The organism is Kosakonia sp. SMBL-WEM22, from assembly GCF_014490785.1.
In the GTDB taxonomy this organism is placed as follows: Bacteria; Pseudomonadota; Gammaproteobacteria; order Enterobacterales; family Enterobacteriaceae; genus Kosakonia.
Map to the genome: position 1 here is coordinate 4,333,396 of NZ_CP051488.1, position 21,146 is coordinate 4,354,541.

The 21,146-nt window shown below is 54.7% G+C and carries 16 protein-coding genes; 11 read left to right on the plus strand and 5 right to left on the minus strand.

Features of this window, described 5'->3' with window-relative positions:
• Positions 1 to 229 precede the first annotated feature (229 nt).
• A complete protein-coding gene (locus HF650_RS20785; RefSeq protein ID WP_187800193.1) occupies positions 230 to 742 on the plus strand; it encodes a PadR family transcriptional regulator in 513 nt (170 codons plus the stop codon).
• On the opposite strand, the gene HF650_RS20790 is transcribed toward HF650_RS20785, so the two are convergent.
• Complete coding sequence (locus HF650_RS20790; RefSeq protein ID WP_187800194.1) at positions 739 to 2,301, minus strand: methyl-accepting chemotaxis protein; 1,563 nt, start codon at positions 2,299 to 2,301, stop codon at positions 739 to 741. The two genes, HF650_RS20785 and HF650_RS20790, sit on opposite strands and share 4 nt — an antisense overlap.
• A gap of 431 nt (positions 2,302 to 2,732) precedes the next feature.
• A complete protein-coding gene (locus HF650_RS20795; RefSeq protein WP_187800195.1) occupies positions 2,733 to 4,253 on the minus strand; it encodes a PAS domain-containing methyl-accepting chemotaxis protein in 1,521 nt (506 codons plus the stop codon).
• 430 nt (positions 4,254 to 4,683) lie between these two features.
• On the opposite strand from HF650_RS20795, the gene ygjG reads away from it, so the two are divergent.
• Positions 4,684 to 6,063 carry a putrescine aminotransferase gene (gene ygjG / locus HF650_RS20800; protein WP_187800196.1) on the plus strand — a complete coding sequence of 460 codons (1,380 nt, stop codon included), beginning with the start codon at positions 4,684 to 4,686 and terminating at the stop codon, positions 6,061 to 6,063.
• Between the two features lie 288 nt (positions 6,064 to 6,351).
• On the plus strand, positions 6,352 to 8,373 hold the full coding sequence (locus tag HF650_RS20805; protein WP_187800197.1) for an NADPH-dependent 2,4-dienoyl-CoA reductase: 2,022 nt from the start codon (positions 6,352 to 6,354) through the stop codon (positions 8,371 to 8,373).
• Positions 8,374 to 8,569: 196 nt separating this feature from the next.
• On the opposite strand, the gene rlmG is transcribed toward HF650_RS20805, so the two are convergent.
• Positions 8,570 to 9,700, minus strand: a complete 1,131-nt coding sequence (rlmG, locus tag HF650_RS20810) for a 23S rRNA (guanine(1835)-N(2))-methyltransferase RlmG (RefSeq protein ID WP_187800198.1) — start codon at positions 9,698 to 9,700, stop codon at positions 8,570 to 8,572.
• Between the two features lie 70 nt (positions 9,701 to 9,770).
• Here rlmG and HF650_RS20815 point away from each other — a divergent pair, with 70 nt between their 5' ends.
• The 4 genes from HF650_RS20815 (at position 9,771) to sstT (ending at position 14,033) form a co-directional block, all read left to right on the plus strand.
• The gene (locus HF650_RS20815; RefSeq protein ID WP_023480715.1) at positions 9,771 to 10,262 is read left to right on the plus strand and encodes a M48 family metallopeptidase; all 492 of its coding nucleotides are present in this window, start codon (positions 9,771 to 9,773) and stop codon (positions 10,260 to 10,262) included.
• Between the two features lie 82 nt (positions 10,263 to 10,344).
• Positions 10,345 to 11,343 (plus strand): Gfo/Idh/MocA family oxidoreductase, encoded by a 999-nt coding sequence (locus HF650_RS20820; protein WP_187800199.1) that lies wholly within the window; start codon positions 10,345 to 10,347, stop codon positions 11,341 to 11,343.
• A 240-nt stretch (positions 11,344 to 11,583) separates the two neighbouring features.
• Positions 11,584 to 12,549, plus strand: a complete 966-nt coding sequence (locus tag HF650_RS20825; protein ID WP_187800200.1) for a TerC family protein — start codon at positions 11,584 to 11,586, stop codon at positions 12,547 to 12,549.
• A gap of 239 nt (positions 12,550 to 12,788) precedes the next feature.
• Positions 12,789 to 14,033: a serine/threonine transporter SstT gene (gene sstT, locus HF650_RS20830; protein ID WP_187800201.1), complete on the plus strand. Its 1,245-nt coding sequence runs from the start codon at positions 12,789 to 12,791 to the stop codon at positions 14,031 to 14,033.
• 73 nt (positions 14,034 to 14,106) lie between these two features.
• On the opposite strand, the gene HF650_RS20835 is transcribed toward sstT, so the two are convergent.
• Together HF650_RS20835 and uxaC are read right to left on the minus strand one after the other, a co-directional pair.
• Positions 14,107 to 15,594 carry an altronate dehydratase family protein gene (locus HF650_RS20835; protein WP_187800202.1) on the minus strand — a complete coding sequence of 496 codons (1,488 nt, stop codon included), beginning with the start codon at positions 15,592 to 15,594 and terminating at the stop codon, positions 14,107 to 14,109.
• Between the two features lie 17 nt (positions 15,595 to 15,611).
• The gene (gene uxaC / locus HF650_RS20840; protein WP_187800203.1) at positions 15,612 to 17,024 is read right to left on the minus strand and encodes a glucuronate isomerase; all 1,413 of its coding nucleotides are present in this window, start codon (positions 17,022 to 17,024) and stop codon (positions 15,612 to 15,614) included.
• Positions 17,025 to 17,489: 465 nt separating this feature from the next.
• On the opposite strand from uxaC, the gene HF650_RS20845 reads away from it, so the two are divergent.
• The 4 genes from HF650_RS20845 to mzrA all read left to right on the plus strand — a co-directional run bounded on the left by HF650_RS20845 (position 17,490) and on the right by mzrA (position 21,079).
• Positions 17,490 to 18,791 (plus strand): MFS transporter, encoded by a 1,302-nt coding sequence (locus HF650_RS20845; RefSeq protein ID WP_187800204.1) that lies wholly within the window; start codon positions 17,490 to 17,492, stop codon positions 18,789 to 18,791.
• 122 nt (positions 18,792 to 18,913) lie between these two features.
• Positions 18,914 to 19,690 (plus strand): transcriptional regulator ExuR, encoded by a 777-nt coding sequence (exuR, locus tag HF650_RS20850; protein ID WP_187800205.1) that lies wholly within the window; start codon positions 18,914 to 18,916, stop codon positions 19,688 to 19,690.
• A gap of 333 nt (positions 19,691 to 20,023) precedes the next feature.
• Positions 20,024 to 20,686: a DedA family general envelope maintenance protein YqjA gene (gene yqjA / locus HF650_RS20855; RefSeq protein ID WP_023481014.1), complete on the plus strand. Its 663-nt coding sequence runs from the start codon at positions 20,024 to 20,026 to the stop codon at positions 20,684 to 20,686.
• 6 nt (positions 20,687 to 20,692) lie between these two features.
• Positions 20,693 to 21,079 (plus strand): EnvZ/OmpR regulon moderator MzrA, encoded by a 387-nt coding sequence (mzrA, locus tag HF650_RS20860; protein WP_187800206.1) that lies wholly within the window; start codon positions 20,693 to 20,695, stop codon positions 21,077 to 21,079.
• The last annotated feature ends 67 nt before the right edge of the window (positions 21,080 to 21,146 follow it).

Consider the following 21,146-nt stretch of genomic DNA (forward strand, 5'->3'; position numbering starts at 1 on the left):
TACTGAATGTGAAATAGATATATCTAAATTTTGTGCAAATGATAATGATTGTTGTTTGTGGTAAAGGCAAGATTTTTTAAGATATAGCCATAGCTAAACGCACACTCTGCTAAATCGATAAAATTAATATTTATATATCAATAATATAAACAACAAAAATCAATCAAGCCTGTTAAAACACCCTATTTTAGATATATATTAGATATATCTAATAATAACGGAGAGTAAGATGCGCCATTCCCACGACAACCACGATAACGAACGCCACGGCGGCCGTCGCCAGCGCTTTTTTGGTCACGGGGAGTTACGCCTGGTGGTACTGCATCTGCTGCGCGACAGCGCAAGCCATGGCTATGAGCTTATCAAAGCTATTGAAACGCTGACCGAGGGAAACTACACCCCCAGCCCCGGGGTGATTTACCCGACTCTCGAACTGTTGCGCGACCAGCAGTTGATCACTATCAGCGATGAGGAGAATGGGCGCAGAGTGATTGCGATAACGCGGCATGGTCAGCAGTGGCTGGATGAGAGCCAGCAGCAGCTGGCGCAGATTCTGGAGCGGATCAAAGGGCGTAACGTCGGCTATCAGTTGCGCAGAGATCCGCAGATGAAGCGGGCGCTGGCAAATTTTAAAGCCGTGCTCGACTTGCGCGTGAATCAGCAAGCGCTTAGCGCCGCGCAGCTTAAACAGATAATTGGCATTATCGACCGCGCGGCGCTGGAGATATCTCAGCTGGATTAAGCCTGCATTGGCGCTTCACGCAGGCGGAACACTTTGACCAGTTCGCGCAAATGAAGCGCCTGGTCATTCAGTGCCGCCGCCGCGGCAACGGACTCTTCCACCAGGCTTGAGTTCTGCTGAGTGGTGGAGTCAATCAGGCCAATCGCGCTATTGATCTGCGAAATGCCGTCGGTCTGCTCGCGGCTCGCCTGGCCGATTTCACGCAGGATCACATCCATCTCTTCAACGTTGGTCACCATTCCGTTAATCAGTGAGCTGGCTCTCTCCACCAGCGCCATCCCTTCACGCGTCTGGCTGGCCGAACTCTCAATCAGATGGCGAATATCGTTCGCCGATGAGGCGCTTTTTTGTGCCAGTTGACGCACTTCGCCCGCCACCACGGCAAAACCACGGCCATGCTCACCGGCACGCGCCGCTTCTACCGCGGCGTTCAACGCAAGGATATTGGTCTGGAAGGCAATGGCATCAATCAGGTTGATGATGTCGGACATGCGGTTAGAAGTGTCATTGATAACGCGCATCTTCTCAGTGACCTGCATCATCATCTCGCCATTGCTTTTCACCACCGTCGCGGCATCCGCCGAGAGCGTTGAGGCTTCGGAGGTGTGGTCGGCAGTGTTCTTCACGGTTGCGGTGATCTGCTCCATGGAAGCCGCGGTCTGCTCAACGGAACTCGCCTGCTCTTCCGTTCGCGCCGCCAGGTCCTGGTTACCGGCAACAATCTGCGCCGCTGCGCTGGAGATATTTTCAGAACCGTTTTGCACCTGATGCACAATCTCTACCAGACGATTTTTCATCTCCATCAGTGCGCGCAACAGCGTACCGGTTTCATCGCGGTGGTGAGAGTTAATCGAACGGGTTAAGTCGCCATCGGCAATCGCTTCAGCAAAAGTGACGGCTTCCCTAAGCGGACGGGTGATCATACGCGCGATCGCCACGCCAATCAGGCTGCCAAGAGCAATACTGATCGCAGCAAGCACAATCAGTAGCAGGCGGTTAGAGCCGAAGTCTTTCTGCACCTGATCACCTGCGTCGCGCATCTGCTGATCCTGGATCGCGATCAGCGACTGCACCTTCGCTTTATAGGCATTCTGGACGTTGATGGTGTTGGTCATCATCTCCTGGATGGCGGCCGGGCGATCGTTACGCTTTACGGCATCAAGGATGCGAAAACGGGAGTCGAGGTACTGCTGGCGCACGGTGCGGATGTCAGCAAGGATCTGCTGCGACTGCTCGTCGCGCAGGTTTTTCGATAAATCTGCCAGTAAGGCTGTAATACGCGCGCTGATAGCCGCCAGCTCTTTCTGAGAGTTAGCCGACCATTTGCCGTCAGTATCTAACAGCATTAATTGTTGCGTGCTGACAAACGTCTGGAAATTATCAATTAGCTGGTTTGCTTTTACGGTAGTGGGATAATCCTCATGTACAATTTCCTGCATACCGTTATTGGCGCGATTAAGACTAAAAAGCGAGAAACAGGAGCTCACCACCATTAATACAATAAAGAATCCGAATGCCAGAAATAATTTCGTACCGATTTTTACATCATGTAAAAACATATCTTCTCCGTGGATTTGAATGTCTTGCTGACAAAAGCCTTGAACCCTAATTCAGAAGGCACGCTTAAGTCCCCGGCGCGAATGGAATGCCTGTCGCCACCAGACGTTATCGGTAACGTAAATGCTAACTTTATGAGTTTGATCGTTTTTTTATTAAATTAATTGCTTACTGGATAGCCATCAACTATCAATACGGCGTCATTGATCGTTATTTGTTTCTATAACTTATTATTCCGGTAATATATTAATGGGAGTTAACTACAGTTAATGAGAAATTAAATTTCATGCTAACTATTTTATTCAACCCGAGCCTGAAAAGACTTCACTTAATAAAAAATTAACAATTAATAAAAAATCATCAACAAAAAAATGGATGAGTAGAAATAAAAAAACCGCCAGCAAAGATGGCGGTTTTTTTAATTAAATATCTTTTAGTGTAAAACGGAAACGGCGTCCTGCAGCCGACCCGCGCGCTGTTTCACCATTGACGATACTTCTGCGCTCTGCTCAACAAGGCCGGCATTTTTCTGCGTAATGGCATCCAGCTCCGCCACGGCGCGCGTCAAATCCGCCAGGCCAGTAGCCTGCTCCGAAGTAGACTGGCTGATCTGGGCAATCAAGGCAGTGACATCTTTTACCTGAGCCACAATATCGTCCATGGTCCGCCCAGCTGCGTGAACCTGTTCGGAGCCGGACTGCACTTTGCTGGCGCTGGCATCAATCAGTTTACGAATATCATTCGCGGCGTTAGCGCTGCGGCTTGCCAGGTGGCGCACTTCACCGGCAACCACCGCGAAGCCTTTACCCTGTTCCCCTGCGCGCGCGGCCTCGACCGCAGCATTCAGCGCCAGGATATTGGTCTGGAAAGCAATATCGTTAATCAGCGCAGTGATAGAGCCGATACGCTGTGTGCTGTCGGCAATTTCATCCATGGTTTTCACCACCGTTTCCATCGCTTTACCGCCGTGAGCAGCGGCGTTACTGGCGGAGCTGGAGAGCTTATCCGCTGCTGACGCCGTTTCCGAGTTGCTCTGAACCGACGCGGCCATCTGGCCCATTGTCGCCACAGTCTGCTGCACGTTTACTACCGTCTGGCGCGTGCGCTCATTTAAATCATCATTGCCCTTCGCCAGCGTTTCGCTGCCGTTAAGCACGCTACTCACCTGACCAGAAACATCATTAATCAACCAGCGGCACATCAGCCCCAGCTGTCCGACAGAGCGCAGGATCAGCCCCACTTCATCGCTACGGTTAAGGAAATCGACGCTGTTACGCTCGCTCGTCGCTACACTCAGCGCCTGCTGCGCCACATTCTCGACCGGGCGAACAATCTGCCACTCAAACGCCAGCGCCCCCAGGAACGTTACCACTGTACTGACCAGCATCGATACAGGATGCGCGCCGGTAAACCACAGCGCCGCTAGCTGCGCTACCCACAGCAGCGCCATGACGCTGCGCGCCCGCCAGCGCAGCGGAAGCGTGGCTATTTTCCCCAGCATACCTTTACCCAGCACCAGCCCTTTATGCAGGCGCTTTTTGCTGCGCCCCTCATTTAATGCACTATAGAGCGGTTCAACTGCCGCGATCTCCTGCTCCGTCGCGCGGGTACGGATCGACATATAGCCGGTCACTTCACCGTTACGCACCATCGGAATAGCATTTGCACGCACCCAGTAGTGATCGCCATTTTTACGACGGTTTTTCACAATACCGCTCCACGGCTCGCCCTGTTTCAGGGTGAACCACATATCGGCAAATGCCGCTTTCGGCATATCGGGGTGGCGTACAAGGTTGTGGGGTTGGCCATTTAACTCATGAAGGTGGTAACCGCTGGCGTGAATAAACGCATCGTTAGCGTGAGTGATGTAGCTCTGCGTATCAGTGGTGGACATCAGCGTGGCGTCATCGTCCAGCGGGAAGTTGCGCTGGCTGACATAAAGAGGAGAAGACATGATTGCGTCCTGTGCAGGTTATATTGCCGTGAAAAAATTATTGCGAATGTTATTTCGGCGATAATGAATTTATCTTTAGTTGTTAAATTTGATTTAGATCGCAAATTGGCAGAAATCCCTGATTTTGATAGGATTGTTAAAGTATTGATTTTAATAGTTTCACTTTGAAAACAGTTAGTCACGCTTACCGCTTATGCCCCATTTTCATGCATTCGACGCACTTTTTTGGCGCAAAGGGCTTTTTCCCCCTCTCTCCGATCGTTTATTAACACTGCTGTAACCTATTTTTTGCCTAAGCGGCATGATTAAATCTTGTACAATTTGACTTTCACTTGGCGTTTATCCCGATTTCACTGCTCCCCGCCGAAGTGGCGTAATCCCTGCAATACTTTAATCAGTATCATGTGATACGCGACTCCTGGAGCTTATTTTGAACAGGTTACCTTCCAGCGCATCCGCCTTAGCGTGCAGCGCTCACGCCCTGAATCTCATTGAGAAGCGAACGCTTGATCATGAGGAGATGAAAGCTTTAAACCGAGAGGTAGTGGATTACTTTAAAGAGCATGTTAACCCGGGGTTTTTAGAGTATCGAAAATCTGTTACAGCCGGCGGGGATTACGGAGCCGTAGAGTGGCAAGCAGGCAGTCTGAATACGCTTGTCGACACTCAGGGAGTGGAGTTTTTAGATTGCCTGGGTGGATTTGGTATTTTTAATGTGGGGCACCGTAATCCAGTTGTCGTTTCCGCCGTACAGAACCAACTCGCCAAACAACCTCTGCACAGCCAGGAGCTTCTCGACCCGCTACGGGCGATGCTGGCAAAAACGCTGGCGGCGCTTGCGCCCGGCAAACTCAAATATAGTTTCTTCAGTAACAGCGGCACCGAGTCCGTGGAAGCGGCGCTGAAACTGGCGAAAGCGTATCAGTCACCGCGCGGGAAATTTTCCTTCATCGCCACCAGCGGCGCGTTCCACGGTAAATCGCTTGGTTCGCTCTCGGCGACGGCGAAGTCAACCTTCCGTAAACCCTTTATGCCGCTGCTGCCGGGCTTCCGCCATGTACCGTTTGGCGATATCGACGCCATGCGCACTGCGCTCTGCGAAGGGGAGAAAACCGGGGATGAGGTTGCGGCAGTGATCCTTGAGCCGATTCAGGGTGAGGGCGGCGTCATTTTGCCTCCGCCGGGCTATCTGCCCGCGGTGCGTAAGTTGTGCGATGAGTTTGGCGCGCTACTTATTTTTGACGAAGTGCAAACCGGTATGGGGCGCACCGGCAGGATGTTTGCCTGCGAGCATGAAAACGTGCAGCCGGACATTATGTGTTTAGCCAAAGCGCTTGGCGGCGGCGTGATGCCGATTGGCGCGACCATCGCCACCGAAGAGATCTTCTCGGTACTGTTTGATAACCCGTTTCTGCACACCACCACCTTTGGCGGCAATCCGCTGGCCTGTGCGGCGGCGCTGGCGACCATCAATGTGCTGCTGGAAGAGAACCTGCCGGCGCAGGCGGAGCAGAAAGGCGACATGCTGCTGGATGGCTTCCGTGCGCTGGCGCGTCAGTATCCCGATCTGGTACAGGATGTGCGCGGGCGCGGCATGCTAATGGCGCTGGAGTTTGTGAATAACGAGACGGGGTACAACTTTGCCAGCCAGATGTTCCGCCAGCACGTGCTGGTGGCCGGTACGCTCAACAATGCGAAAACCATTCGTATTGAGCCGCCGCTCACGCTCACCATTGAGCAGTGCGAACAGGTGCTGCGCGCCGCAGGCGAAGCGCTGTCCGCGCTACGCGTTTCAGTGGAGCCGGTGTAACCCCTGCCCGATGGCGCTTCGCTTATCGGGTCTACAAACAGCTCCCCGTAGGCCGGATAAGGCGTTAGCCGCCATCCGGCGCTTCTGCCCGATGGCGCTTCGCTTATCGGGCCTACAATCAGCTCCCCGTAGGCCGGATAAGGCGCAGCCGCCATCCGGCATTTTCTCCGCCCGCGCTTTTTTGAATCCCATCACAATCATTTGCTCCCGCTTTTCACTTCTGTTGTCGCGACGGCTACAGTAGAACTCATCCGACCACATAACAATAATTTTACATTGGAAGAGAGCATGAGCCACTACCCGTCACTGTTTGCCCCGCTGGATCTGGGTTTTACCCAGCTTAAAAACCGTGTGCTGATGGGGTCAATGCACACCGGTCTGGAGGAGCGCCCGGACGGCGCAGAGCGGCTGGCGGCCTTCTACGCCGAACGCGCCCGGCACGGGGTGGCGCTGATAGTTACAGGCGGCATTTCGCCTGCCCTCTCCGGCGTAACAATGGAAGGTGCCGCGGTGCTGAACAATATCAGCCAGCTACCGCACCATCGCCACATTACCGACGCGGTACATCAGGAGGGGGGGAAAATCGCGCTACAGATCCTCCATACTGGTCGCTACAGCTTTCAGCCCAACCTGGTCGCGCCCTCTGCCATTCAGGCTCCTATCAACCGCTTCAAACCTCACGAACTGAGCCATGATGAGATTCTTAGCCTGATTGAGGATTTCGCCCGCTGCGCGCATCTGGCCCAGCAGGCCGGTTACGACGGCGTTGAGGTGATGGGCTCAGAAGGCTATCTGATTAACCAGTTTCTCGCGGCGCGCACCAACCAGCGTGAAGATGAATGGGGCGGTGATTACGCTCGCCGGATGCGTTTTCCACTCGAAGTAGTGCGCGCGATCCGTGAGCGCGTCGGGGAGCACTTCATCCTGATCTATCGCCTGTCGATGCTCGATCTGGTGGAGGGTGGCGGCACGCTGGATGAGACCATCGCGCTGGCGCAGGCCGTTGAAGCGGCAGGCGCTACGCTGATCAATACCGGGATCGGCTGGCATGAAGCGCGGATCCCCACCATAGCCACACCGGTGCCGCGCGGGGCGTTTAGCTGGGTGACGCGCAAGTTGAAAGGCAAAGTCAACGTCCCGCTGATCACCACCAACCGCATTAATGATCCACAGGTGGCCGAAGCGATCCTTGCCCGTAACGATGCGGATATGGTGTCAATGGCGCGCCCTTTCCTCGCTGATGCGGAGCTGCTAAGCAAAGCGCAGAGCGGCCGGGAAGAGGAGATCAACACCTGCATTGGCTGCAACCAGGCGTGTCTGGATCAGATCTTTTACGGCAAAGTGACCTCCTGCCTGGTCAACCCGCGCGCCTGCCATGAAACGCTGATGCCAATCTACCCGGCAGAGCAGAAAAAAAACCTCGCGGTGGTCGGCGCAGGCCCCGCCGGGCTCGCTTTTGCGGTGAATGCCGCCGCGCGCGGTCACAGCGTGACGCTGTTTGATGCACAAGCAGAGATCGGCGGGCAGTTTAACGTCGCCAAACAGATCCCCGGTAAAGAGGAGTTTTATGAGACCCTGCGTTACTACCGGCACATGATCGACAAAACCGGCGTTGCGCTCTGCCTGAACCAACGCGTCGATCCCGGTATGCTGACGCTGTTTGATGAGGTGATCCTGGCCTGCGGCATTGAGCCGCGCATGCCGCTTATCGACGGCATTGATCACCCGAAAGTGCTGAACTATCTCGAGGTGTTGCGCGATAAAGCGCCGGTCGGCGAACGCGTGGCGATCGTCGGCTGCGGCGGGATCGGCTTTGATACCGCGGTCTATTTAAGCCAGCCGGGGGAGTCGACCAGCAAGAATATCGCTGAATTCTGTGTTGAGTGGGGAATTGATACCAGCCTCAATGAGGTCGGCGGCCTGCGGCCGGAAGGGCCACAGTTGCCGAAAAGCCCGCGACAGATTGTGATGCTGCAACGCAAAGCGAGCAAGCCGGGCGATGGGCTGGGGAAAACTACCGGCTGGATCCACCGCGCCACGCTGCTGTCACGCGGCGTGAAGATGATCCCGGCGGTGAGCTACCAGAAGATTGACGATGAGGGTTTGCATATTCTGGTCGGCGGCGAGCCGCAGGTGCTGGCAGTGGATAATGTGGTGATCTGTGCAGGCCAGGAGCCGCGACGCGAGCTGGCCGAACCGCTGCGCGAAGCCGGTAAGCCAGTGCATTTGATTGGCGGCTGCGACGTGGCGATGGAGTTGGATGCCCGCCGGGCGATAGCGCAGGGTACGCAACTGGCATTAACCATTTAGCCCGACAGCAATGCCTGATGGCGCTGCGCTTATCAGGCCTACGGGGTTCAGGAATTTGTAGGCCGGATAAGGCGTAAGCCGCCATCCGGCAAAGCACCTGATGGCGCTGCGCTTATCAGGCCTACAGGTTTTGAGAAGTTGTAGGCTGGAGAAGGCGTGAGCCGCCATCCGGCAAAACCCCTGATGGCGCGGGCGGTTAGCGCTTTTTACGCACTTTAACCGCTTTGAGGATCACGAATTTATTATTGGTCGCCACGGTTTCGCAGTTACCGAACACGCGTTTGAGCTTGCGGAAATAGTCGAGATGGCGATTACCAACAATGCGTAATTCACCGCCATATTTCAGGCTGCGGCGCGCATCGTTAAACATCTGCCAGGCAATGTGATCGGTGATGGCGCTCTGCTGATGGAACGGCGGGTTACAGAGCACAGCATCAAAACGATCCGGCTCAATACCGGAGAGGGCGTTATTGATCATAAACTCGCAGCGCTCCACATCCTCTGGCAGGTTGCTCTCCACGTTCAGGCGCGAAGAGGCGACCGCCATGGCCGACTCATCAACAAACAGCACCTGCGCCTGTGGGTTATTAGCCAGCAGCTGCAAACCAATCACCCCATTGCCGCAGCCGAGATCGACCATCTCGCCTTCAACATTTTCCGGCAGATGTTGCAGGAAAAAGCGTGCGCCAATATCCAGCCCGCTGCGGGAAAAAACATTCGCGTGGTTGTGAATGGTCCAGGGGGTGCCATCCAGCTTCCAGCTTGCCAGCAGGGGCGCTTCGACAAGCGCGAGGGCGTTAAAGGTGCAGTTGATCAAGCGCGCTTTACGCCATGCCAGCGTCGTGGTGGTCGGGCCGAGGATCTTCTCAAACAGCGCCATCGTCGAATTGTGAATATCACGGGTTTTCGCACCGGCGATAATCCGCGTCTGCGGCGTAACCACATCGCGCAGCGCGCGCAGCTGTTGCTCAAGCAGGGCCAGCTGCTTTGGTATTTTGATCAGCACTAACGCCGGATTGGCAGGCAGCGGGCTAAGGCAGTCCTGAAAGGTGACCGCCTCTTCATCGAGATCGTTAATGCGCAGGTTGTGCTGCGTTGCCAGCTCGGCAATAAAGGAGTCATTAATCGACACCGGATGGTGAGCCGCCAGCGCACAGGCCAGCGCGCCAAAGCTGTCGTTGAAGATCAGAACCGGGCCATCGACCGCATCCACCTGTTGCAGAAGATATTCATCCGCTGCATCCCACGCCTGTAGCGACGCCTCTTCCACGCCGACAGGGAATCTGTCTAAAGTGAATGACTGTCCGTTTAACTCAACCTGGCTCATCGACCCTCCGCAATGCTAAAATTCGCGCGTTTTATCGCTCAATTACGTAAGGATGTAAACACATTTCACCATGAAGACCCTCACCTATCTTCAGGGCTATCCTGAATCCCTGCTGGCGCAGGTACATACGCTGATTGAGCAGAACCGTCTGGGCGAGGTGCTGGCAAAACGCTACCCTGACAGCCACGGTGTCACCACCGATAAAGCGCTCTACCACTACACGCAAGAGATGAAGAACCAGTTCCTGCGTAACGCCGCGCCAGTGAACAAAGTGATGTATGACAGCAAAATTCATGTGCTCAATAATGCCCTTGGCCTGCACACCGCCATCTCCCGCGTGCAGGGCGGCAAGCTGAAAGCGAAAGCGGAGATCCGCGTCGCCACCGTATTTCGCGATGCGCCGGAAGCCTTTCTGCGCATGATTGTGGTGCATGAACTGGCGCACCTGCGCGAGAAGGAGCATAACAAAGCTTTTTACCAGCTCTGCTGTCATATGGAGCCGCAGTACCACCAGCTCGAGTTCGATACCAGGCTCTGGTTGACCCATCTCGCCTTGCGCTAAGCATGCGTGCCAGCGCACTGGTTTTGTCATGTTGACGTGATAGAGTGACAGCGCAACCCTTTAACGGAGAAGTAGCGCCTTTATGATACGTTTCGCTGTCATAGGGACGAACTGGATCTCGCGCCAGTTTGTCGATGCCGCCCATGAAACGGGCAAATACAGACTCACCGCCGTCTATTCCCGCAGCCTTGAACAGGCGCAAACCTTCGCCACCGACTACCCTGTCGAGCACCTCTTTACCTCGCTTGAGGAGATGGCGCAAAGCGATGCGATTGATGCCGTCTACATTGCCAGCCCCAACGCCCTCCACTTTGCGCAGACACAACTGTTTCTCAGCCATAAAAAGCATGTGATCTGCGAAAAACCGCTGGCCTCCAACCTGCGCGAAGTGGAAGCCGCCATCGCCTGCGCCCGTGAAAATCAGGTGGTGCTGTTTGAAGCCTTCAAAACCGCTAGCCTGCCAAACTTCCTGGTGCTGAAACAGTCGCTGGCGAAAGCGGGCAAGCTGCGTAAAGCATTCATCAACTACTGCCAATACTCGTCCCGCTACCAGCGTTTTCTCGACGGCGAAAACCCCAACACCTTCAACCCCGCATTTTCTAACGGGTCGATTATGGATATCGGCTTTTACTGTCTCGCCTCGGCGGTGGCGCTGTGGGGCGAACCGCATAGCGTGCAGGCGTCGGCGAGCCTGCTCTCCAGCGGCGTCGACGCGCACGGCGTGGTGGTGATGAATTACGGCGATTTCAGCGTCACGCTGCACCACTCGAAAGTGAGCGATTCGGTGCTGGCGAGTGAGATTCAGGGTGAAGCTGGCTCGCTGGTGATTGAGAAGATCTCCGAGTGCCAGAAACTCTGTTTCATCCCGCGCGGCGGCAAAGCGCAGGAGCTGACGCAGCCGCAGCATATCAACACTATGCTGTATGAAGCCGAGACCTTCGCGCGGCTGGTGGAGGAGAATGAGGTCAATCATCCGGGGCTTGCGATCAGCCGTATTACGGCAAAACTGCTAACGGAGATCCGCCGCCAGACCGGCGTCGTCTTCCCAGCCGATGATGTCAGCGCCCAGCTCCCTGCGTAAAGCTTCGTAAGAAGCGCTGGCGACACATTGACCAGCTCAATGTGTTGACATAATTTGTTACCAGCAAAGGGGAGTAACTTCTTCGCCGGTGGATCGTCATTACGGTGCGTTAAGCACCCGGTCGCCGGGCGTCATTACTGACGTAAGTGAGACCTTGCCGGAAGGCGAGATCCCCCTGCACCAGGCAAGCGGCTAACGTCTTCTGACGTTGGCCGTTTTTGTTTGCGTGAGGATCTGGTGATGAATAGTGTTGGCACACCGATGTTATGGGGCGTTTTTGCCGTTGCCGTGGTGGTTATGCTGGCGATCGACCTTCTGCTTCAGGGGCGTCGCGGCGCGCATACGATGACTATGAAGCAGGCGGCCGTTTGGTCAGTAGTGTGGGTTAGCCTGTCGCTGCTGTTTAATGCCGCCTTCTGGTGGTATCTGACGCAAACCGAAGGGCGCGCGGTCGCGGATACGCAGGCGCTGGCATTTTTAACCGGTTATTTGATTGAAAAAGCGCTGGCGGTAGACAACGTCTTCGTCTGGCTGATGCTGTTTAGCTACTTTGCTGTCCCTGCGGCCTTGCAGCGCCGGGTACTGATCTATGGCGTACTCGGGGCGATCGTGCTGCGTACTATCATGATCTTCGCTGGTAGCTGGCTGATTACCCAGTTCTCATGGCTGCTCTACGTTTTCGGTGCCTTCCTGCTCTTTACTGGCGTAAAGATGGCGCTGGCGAAGGAGGATGATAAGGGTATTGGAGATAAACCGGTGGTGCGCTGGCTGCGTAGCCATCTGCGCATGACCGATAGCATCGAAAGTGAGCACTTCTTTGTGCGCAAAAACGGTCTGCTCTATGCCACGCCGCTGCTACTGGTGCTGATCCTGGTGGAGTTGAGCGATGTGATTTTTGCCGTCGACAGCATTCCGGCGATCTTCGCCGTTACTACCGATCCCTTTATCGTCCTGACTTCTAACCTGTTTGCCATTCTGGGCCTGCGCGCGATGTACTTCCTGCTGGCGGGCGTGGCGGAGCGCTTCTCAATGCTCAAATATGGTCTGTCGGTGATCCTGGTGTTTATCGGTATCAAAATGCTGATTGTCGATTTCTTCCATATCCCGATCGCTATCTCCCTTGGCGTGGTGGGTGGCATCCTGGTATTGACGCTGCTGATTAATAGTTGGGTTAACTACCAGAACGACAAGAAAAACCGCGCGTAAGCTGTAAATCGCCGCTCTGCCACCCCGGCGAGCGGCGATTTATCGCGCCTGTTGTCTTTGTCACAAAACGCTAACATCAATACTCAAAAAGCCGCCCCAGCACGTAAAAGTACGCTTGCCGCTCTTCCCTGTTGCCGCAGAGTTCATATACTCCATTCAGCAAACAATTGTTACATCCTGATAAAGCTCTGCTTAAAAGAGCAGCGGGATGTAATTCCACAACATGAAAGGAAAATGGCATGACAACGCACCGCTCGTCAGGGCTGCTGCAACGTTTCGTTGATGGCAGTCTGGTGAAACAGATTCTTTTTGGTCTCGTTCTGGGGATTTTACTGGCGTGGATCTCAACGCCTGCCGCTATCGCCACCGGTATTCTCGGTACGCTGTTTGTCAGCGCCTTAAAAGCCGTTGCGCCGGTACTGGTATTGATGCTGGTGATGGCGTCTATTGCCGGGCACCAGCAGGGGCAGAAGACACGCCTGCGCCCGGTATTGGTGCTCTATTTATTGGGTACCTTCACCGCAGCGCTCACTGCCGTGCTGGCCAGTTACCTCTTCCCCTCCACTTTGCAGTTAGCCCCCGGAGCCAGCGACGTCACGCCGCCTTCCGGCATTGTGGAAGTCCTACGGGGCTTACTCACCAGCATGATCGCCAACCCAGTAACGGCAATTATGGAAGCAAACTATATCGGTATCCTGGTGTGGGCCGTCGGGCTGGGTTTTGCTCTGCGTCACAGCAGTGAGACGACCAAAAAGATGGTGCAGGATATGTCTGGCGCCGTCACCTTTATGGTGCGGATCGTGATCCGTTTTGCGCCGATTGGCATTTTCGGTCTCGTCTCCTCGACGCTTGCCACCTCCGGCTTCGGCGCGCTGCTGGGCTATGCGCAACTGTTGGTGGTGCTGGTGGGCTGCATGGTATTTGTCGCGCTTGTAATCAACCCGCTGCTGGTCTACTGGAAGATCCGCCGCAACCCCTACCCGCTGGTCTTTGCCTGCCTGCGTGAAAGCGGCGTAACGGCATTTTTTACCCGCAGCTCAGCGGCGAATATTCCGGTCAATATGGCGCTGTGTGAAAAACTCAATCTTGATCGCGATACCTACTCGGTCTCCATCCCGCTGGGAGCGACCATTAATATGGCGGGCGCAGCGATTACCATTACCGTATTGGCGCTGGCGGCGGTGCACACACTGGGCATTGCTGTCGATCTGCCGACGGCGCTGCTACTGAGTGTAGTGGCGTCGCTCTGTGCCTGCGGCGCATCCGGCGTGGCGGGCGGCTCGCTGCTGCTGATCCCGCTGGCATGTAATATGTTTGGTATTTCCAACGATGTTGCCATGCAGGTGGTGGCGGTCGGCTTTATCATCGGCGTGTTGCAGGACTCCTGTGAAACCGCGCTCAACTCCTCTACCGATGTGCTGTTTACCGCCGCGGTGTGCCAGGCGGAAGATGAGCGGCTGGTGAAGAACGCGTTACGTAACTAACCGGCGGACAAGCGAAAAAAAAGCGGCGCTGTCAGGGTAGCGCCGCTTTGCTTACTGCACTTCTCAGTGCGATTTATAAAGTTACACCACTTTTGAAGATGGCTAACTCACGGAAATCATTTTTCTCATTACAGGTTTGCTTGCCGTTGGCAATCGCCACAATCACATCGACAAACTCCTCCAATAGCTGCGGCATTGCTTTGCCGTGGATCAATTGACCGGCATCAAAATCGATCCAGTGTTTCTTTTTCGCTGCCAGCTCACTGTTAGTGGCAATTTTCACCGTCGGCACAAAACCGCCGTAGGGCGTCCCACGACCCGTGCTAAAGAGCACCATATGGCAGCCGGCGCCGGCTAACGCGCTGGTTGCCACGGCATCGTTGCCCGGCGCGCTTAGCAGATTAAGGCCGGGGGTTTGCAGGCGCTCGCCATAGCGCAGCACATCAACCACCTGGCTGGCACCCGCTTTCTGCGTACAGCCCAGCGACTTCTCCTCCAGCGTAGTGATGCCCCCCGCTTTGTTGCCCGGCGACGGGTTCTCATAAATCGGCTGATTATGGGCAATAAAGTACTGTTTGAAGTCGTTAACCATGGTGACGGTCTTCTCAAAGGTACTTTCATCGCGGCAGTGGCTCATCAGAATGCGTTCAGCGCCGAACATCTCCGGCACTTCGGTTAGCACCGTGGTGCCACCGTTGCCAATGACATAATCGGAGAAACGGCCGAGCATCGGGTTTGCGGTAATACCGGAAAGCCCGTCAGAGCCGCCGCACTCCAGGCCAAACTTCAGCTCGCTCAGTTTACCTACCTCACGTTTATCGTGCCGCATTGCCTCATAGAGCGCATGCAGGTGTTCAAGCCCCGCTTCCACTTCGTCGTCCTGGTGTTGGCAGACCATAAAGTGGACGCGGTCAGCATCAAATTCGCCCAATGTCTGGCGGAAGGCGTCAACCTGGTTGTTTTCACACCCGAGGCCAATCACCAGCACCGCGCCTGCATTGGGATGGCGCACCATGTTTTGCAGCATGGTGCGCGTGTTGATGTGGTCGTCGCCGAGCTGTGAGCAGCCGTAGGTGTGGCTGAAGAGGTAGACGCCGTCGATATCTTCGGCGTCATGGGTCTCTTTCAGAAAACGATTCTGGATCTGACGGGCGATGCCATTGACACAGCCGACCGTCGGCAGGATCCACAACTCATTACGGATCCCTACCTCCCCGTTCGCCCGGCGGTAGATCTGCACGTCACGATCGCCCGCCTGGCTGCCCTCAGCCTGAAAATCAGGTTGATAGCTATACTCGTCCAGATCGCTGAGGTTTGTTCGCGCATTGTGGGAATGGATGTACTCGCCCGACGCGATATCTGACGTCGCATGACCAATCGGCAGGCCATATTTAACAATGTTTTCGCCCTGCTTAATGGTATGCAGCGCAAACTTATGCCCGCGTGATACGGCCTGGCGCAGCTGTACGGTCTGGTTGTCGATAACGACTTCCGCGCCTTCAGCAAGATCGGCCAGCGCTACTGCGACGTTATCCAGCGAATGGATCTTGATGTATTGCATATCAACCTCAAACGGCCTTAGTTCAGTTCAATCGCGAAGTAATCACGCGCATTGTTAAAGCAGATGTTTTTCACCATTTCGCCCAGCAGCTGAATGTCCGCCGGGGCTTCGCCCGCTTCCACCCAGCGGCCAATCATCTGGCAGAGGATGCGGCGGAAATATTCATGGCGGGTATAAGAGAGGAAGCTGCGGCTGTCAGTCAGCATGCCGACAAAGCGGCTGAGCAGGCCGAGCTGTGCGAGCTGGGTCATCTGACGCTCCATGCCATCTTTCTGATCGTTAAACCACCAGCCGGAACCGAACTGCATTTTGCCCGGCATGCCTTCCCCCTGGAAGTTGCCGATCATGGTGCCCAGCACTTCGTTATCGCGCGGGTTCAGGCAGTAAAGGATAGTTTTCGGCAGCAGATTATCTTCATTCTGCTTGCTCAGCAGCTTAGAGAGTTCCTCCGCCAGCGGACGGTCATTGATGGAGTCGAAGCCGACATCCGGCCCGAGCAGCTTGAACTGACGCTGGTTATTGTTGCGCAGCGCGCCAATGTGGTACTGCTGCACCCATTCGCGACGGGCATACTCCGCGCCGAGCCACACCAGCACCGCGGTTTTAAACTGCGCCACCTCTTTTTCGCTCAGCGTTTCACCCGCCAGGCGACGCGCCAGAATGGCATCGAGCTCTGATTCAGAGGCTTCGGCAAACAGCACCACGTCCAGCGCGTGGTCAGAAACTTTACAGCCGTGCGCGGCAAAGTGATCGAGACGTTTTGTCAGCGCGGTTTGCAGATCGGTAAAGCGGCGGATCTCGGTATCGGAGACTTCACCGAGTTTCGCCATGTAGTCGTTAAAAGTTGCCTGCTCGATATTGAAAGCTTTATCCGGACGCCAGCTCGGCAGCACTTTGGTACCAAAAGAGCTCTCTTTGGCGATCACCGCATGGTGCTCCAGTGAATCAATCGGATCATCGGTGGTGCCGACCATTTTGACATTCATCTGCTGCATGATACCGCGCGCGGAAAAGGCGTCCTGCGCCAGCAGTTGGTTACCGCGTTCCCAGATCTCATCAGCCGTTGCAGGAGACAGCAGTTTACCTGTGATACCAAACGGGCGGCGCAGCTCAAGATGTGTCCAGTGGTATAACGGGTTGCCTATGGTATGCGGTACGGTCGCTGCCCAGGCATCAAACTTCTCGCGATCGGAGGCATCGCCGGTACAGAGACGCTCCGGCACGCCGTTAGTACGCATCGCGCGCCACTTGTAGTGGTCACCTTTCAACCAGATGTCATACAAGTTTTTGAAACGGTAATCTTCCGCGATCTGCTGCGGCGGCAGGTGGCAGTGATAGTCGAAAATTGGCTGGTCTTTGGCGTAGTCGTGGTACAGACGGCGGGCAAATTCGGTATCTAGCAGGAAATCTTCGGTCATAAACGGGGTCATTATCGTCTTCCTCTCAACGAGTGCGTCTGATGTCTACCTTAATGCTGTCAAAGTTATCACACCAATTTCTATAGACCGAAGGTATTTTCGTGAGTTGGATCAATAAAAGCAGACAAAAACTGACACGCTAATTCGTTAAACACCTCGCCAGGCCGCGCCAAATCTGGCTCTCCGCGCCTAAGTTAAAGACCACACAAAGAAAAACGCTTTTGTGATGTCACTCACCTTTTCAAGTTGTATGACAAGTTATCTTGCTGCCGTCGAATTGATAACCCGACGGAATGCATTCCCGATAAGACATTAATCGGAATTAACGGTACGGACGCCGACTTACAAACAGAACGTTTACTGATGGCAGGCTTGGGCCGTAGCGGAACCTCTTCCGGTTACGCCCTCCCGTTTCCACCCTCCGATGCGAGCGAAGGGTGTCCGCGCAAGCGGTAATAACATAACGATGAGGTTTACATGCGTAAAATCAAAGGATTACGTTGGTATATGATAGCGCTGGTGACGGTCGGCACCGTGCTTGGCTACCTGACACGTAACACCATAGCGGCAGCCGCTCCCACGTTGATGGAAGAGTTGCACATTTCGACTCAGCAATATTCGTATATCATCGCGGCCTACTCTGCGGCCTATACCGTCATGCAGCCAGTTGCAGGCTACGTCCTCGACGTTCTGGGCACCAAAATTGGTTACGCCTTCTTCGCGATTACCTGGGCTATCTTCTGCGGCGCAACCGCACTGGCAGGCAGCTGGGGCGGCCTAGCACTGGCGCGCGGTGCCGTGGGCGCCGCTGAAGCAGCGATGATCCCGGCTGGCCTGAAAGCGGCCTCTGAGTGGTTCCCGGCAAAAGAGCGCTCCATCGCCGTCGGCTACTTCAACGTCGGTTCATCGATTGGCGCAATGATTGCGCCGCCGCTGGTAGTCTGGGCAATCGTTATGCACAGCTGGGAGATGGCGTTTATTATCTCCGGCGTACTGAGCTTTATCTGGGCGATGGCCTGGCTCATCTTCTATAAACACCCGCGCGATCAGAAAAAGTTGAGTGAAGAGGAGCGCGAATACATCATTGGCGGTCAGGAAGCACAGCACCAGACTAACAACGGCAAGAAAATGTCCGTTCGCCAGATCCTTGGCACCCGCCAGTTCTGGGGTATCGCGCTGCCGCGTTTTCTGGCTGAGCCAGCCTGGGGTACCTTTAACGCCTGGATCCCGCTGTTCATGTTCAAAGTGTATGGCTTTAACCTGAAAGAGATTGCGATGTTTGCCTGGATGCCGATGCTGTTCGCGGATCTTGGTTGTATCGTGGGCGGTTATCTGCCGCCGCTGTTCCAGCGCATCTTCGGCGTGAACCTGATTGTGTCGCGTAAAATGGTGGTCACCATGGGCGCGCTACTGATGATTGGCCCAGGCATGATTGGTCTCTTCACCAGCCCGTATGTAGCAATTGGCCTGCTCTGTATCGGCGGCTTTGCGCACCAGTCTCTCTCCGGCGCGCTGATTACACTCTCTTCCGACGTATTTGGTCGTAACGAAGTGGCAACTGCCAACGGCCTGACCGGGATGGCGGCATGGATGGCAAGCACCATGTTCGCACTGGTGGTCGGTGCGCTGGCGGATACCATCGGCTTTAGCCCGCTGTTCGCAGTGTTGGCGCTGTTTGATCTGATGGGTGCGGTGCTCATCTGGACGGTGCTGAAAAACAAATCCGCCGAAGAGGTAGCAAAAGAGCAGGCGGTCGGCTCGCCCGCCGCACAAAGTTAGCCCCGCTTTTTTTAAAACTATTTAAAGCCGCCTGAGGGCGGCTTTTTCGTTATTGACAATGGTGAGAAGACGCTAAAAGTGGTATAACAAATCCCAATATTGCCCTCTCCTCTGGAGCCTGTATGGAAATCTCCGAACCACGACGTCTCTATCAGCAACTTGCCGCCGAGCTTAAAAGCCGGATTGAGCAAGGTGTTTATCTTGTTGGGGAGAAGCTGCCCGCCGAGCGCTTTATCGCCGATGAGAAAAGCGTCAGCCGGACCGTGGTGCGTGAAGCGATAATCATGCTCGAAGTGGAGGGATATGTCGAAGTGCGTAAAGGCTCCGGCATTCATGTCATCTCCAGCCAGGCTCGTCATACACAAGCGCCTGATGAGAATCTTGAGTTCGCCAGCTATGGCCCTTTTGAGCTGCTGCAGGCGCGCCAGCTAATTGAGAGCAATATTGCGGAGTTCGCCGCCACTCAAGTGACGAAGCAGGACATCATGAAGCTGATGGAGATTCAGGACAAAGCGCGCAAAGAGAAGTGCTTTCGCGACTCCGAGTGGGATTTGCAGTTCCACGTGCAGGTGGCGCTGGCGACACAGAATACGGCCCTGGCAGCTATCGTAGAAAAGATGTGGACGCAGCGTGTACATAACCCTTACTGGAAAAAGCTGCATGACCATATCGACCTGCGCACCGTCGATAACTGGTGTGACGATCACGACCAGATCCTGAAAGCGCTGATCCGCAAAGATCCCCACGGCGCAAAAGTGGCGATGTGGCAGCATCTTGAGAACACCAAACAGATGCTTTTTAACGAAACCAGCGACGACTTCGAGTTTAACGCCGATCGCTATCTTTTCGCCGAAAACCCGGTGGTACACCTCGATACGGCGGCCACCGGCACGAAATAAAAAATCCTCTGTAGGCGCACACTTACACTGCGCCTGTAAGAATTTTGGGTAAGTGAAAAGTATAGAGTGTCAGCGTGTGTAAATACCCTCGCCTCTTTCCGCCTTCCCCCGGCAAAATCAACTCTGAGCGCTTTTCTGACTGACGCATTACTTCAGCCTTTGTTACAATTAGATGCATTTCGCTTCTGTGTGAGTCAGCGCTTGCTCACAGCGTCTCACCAGGATGACCCCTGCACCGGATGTGCCACGAGCGACCATAATGTATGAGAACGTATCGCCGTGCTGTTTCGTACGTAGCAGACGTGACGTAAACCGATGTACCAGGAACACCGAATGGAACTTTTAAGCCAGTTACTTCATGCCCTTTGGAGCCAGGATTTTGAGACGCTGTCGCAGCCTGGCATGATCGGCATGCTCTATTTCGTTTTGTTTGTCATTTTATTTCTGGAGAATGGTCTGCTGCCAGCGGCGTTCCTGCCTGGCGACAGTCTGCTGGTGCTGGTTGGCGTATTGATTGCCAAAGGTGCGTTGGGCTATCCACAAACCCTGCTGCTGCTTACCGTCGCCGCAAGCACCGGCTGCTGGCTGAGCTACATTCAGGGGCGATGGCTCGGTAATACGCGGCTGGTGCAGAAGTGGCTCTCGCATCTTCCGGCCCACTACCACCAGCGCGCGCACCATCTGTTCCATAAACATGGGCTCTCGGCGCTGTTAGTTGGGCGCTTTATCGCCTTTGTTCGCACATTGTTGCCAACTATTGCCGGGCTCTCTGGTCTGAGCAATACGCGTTTTCAATTTTTCAACTGGATGAGCGGCCTGCTGTGGGTGCTGATCCTGACAACGCTGGGTTACCTGTTGGGCATCACGCCGGTGTTTAAAAAGTATGAAGATGCGCTGATGTCCTGTTTGATGCTGCTTCCGGTGGTGCTGCTGGTGATTGGCCTGGTCGGCTCGCTGGTAGTGTTATGGAAGAAAAAACATAGCAATCGGAGTTGAACGACAATGGAACTGCGTGCGCCATTTCTGCGCTGGGTATTAACAAGCCTCACTGCTGCGGCGCTTTTTTGCGTGCTGTTTCTCGCCTGGACGGCGGTGCAAAATCGCGAGTCGACGCTTGCGATCCGCCCACTGACGCAAAATATCACTGTGCCGGATGGTTTTTCCATCTGGCACCATCTCGACGCCAATGGTATCCACTTTAAAAGCATCACTCCGCAGGATGATACCCTGCTGATAAAATTCGACTCCAGCGAGCAGAGCGCAGCAGCCAAAGCCGTGCTGGATCGCACTCTTCCTCAGGGATACGTCATTGCCGCTCAGGATGATGCCGACACCCAAACTTCTGCGTGGCTTAACCGCCTGCGCAACAGCACACATCGATTCGGATAATCTCTCCAGGATTCTGAATCTTTTCACTAACTTTGGTGTTTAGCCGTTACTTAACTATGCTTGAGTA

Excerpts from the sequence above, each read along its gene's own strand:
- HF650_RS20785 (WP_187800193.1), top strand. The coding sequence starts at position 230 with ATGCGCCATTCCCACGACAACCACGATAACGAACGCCACGGCGGCCGT.
- HF650_RS20790 (WP_187800194.1), bottom strand. The coding sequence starts at position 2,301 with ATGTTTTTACATGATGTAAAAATCGGTACGAAATTATTTCTGGCATTC.
- HF650_RS20795 (WP_187800195.1), bottom strand. The coding sequence starts at position 4,253 with ATGTCTTCTCCTCTTTATGTCAGCCAGCGCAACTTCCCGCTGGACGAT.
- HF650_RS20805 (WP_187800197.1), top strand. The coding sequence starts at position 6,352 with ATGAGCCACTACCCGTCACTGTTTGCCCCGCTGGATCTGGGTTTTACC.
- rlmG (WP_187800198.1), bottom strand. The coding sequence starts at position 9,700 with ATGAGCCAGGTTGAGTTAAACGGACAGTCATTCACTTTAGACAGATTC.
- HF650_RS20815 (WP_023480715.1), top strand. The coding sequence starts at position 9,771 with ATGAAGACCCTCACCTATCTTCAGGGCTATCCTGAATCCCTGCTGGCG.
- HF650_RS20820 (WP_187800199.1), top strand. The coding sequence starts at position 10,345 with ATGATACGTTTCGCTGTCATAGGGACGAACTGGATCTCGCGCCAGTTT.
- HF650_RS20825 (WP_187800200.1), top strand. The coding sequence starts at position 11,584 with ATGAATAGTGTTGGCACACCGATGTTATGGGGCGTTTTTGCCGTTGCC.
- sstT (WP_187800201.1), top strand. The coding sequence starts at position 12,789 with ATGACAACGCACCGCTCGTCAGGGCTGCTGCAACGTTTCGTTGATGGC.
- HF650_RS20835 (WP_187800202.1), bottom strand. The coding sequence starts at position 15,594 with ATGCAATACATCAAGATCCATTCGCTGGATAACGTCGCAGTAGCGCTG.
- uxaC (WP_187800203.1), bottom strand. The coding sequence starts at position 17,024 with ATGACCCCGTTTATGACCGAAGATTTCCTGCTAGATACCGAATTTGCC.
- HF650_RS20845 (WP_187800204.1), top strand. The coding sequence starts at position 17,490 with ATGCGTAAAATCAAAGGATTACGTTGGTATATGATAGCGCTGGTGACG.
- exuR (WP_187800205.1), top strand. The coding sequence starts at position 18,914 with ATGGAAATCTCCGAACCACGACGTCTCTATCAGCAACTTGCCGCCGAG.
- yqjA (WP_023481014.1), top strand. The coding sequence starts at position 20,024 with ATGGAACTTTTAAGCCAGTTACTTCATGCCCTTTGGAGCCAGGATTTT.
- mzrA (WP_187800206.1), top strand. The coding sequence starts at position 20,693 with ATGGAACTGCGTGCGCCATTTCTGCGCTGGGTATTAACAAGCCTCACT.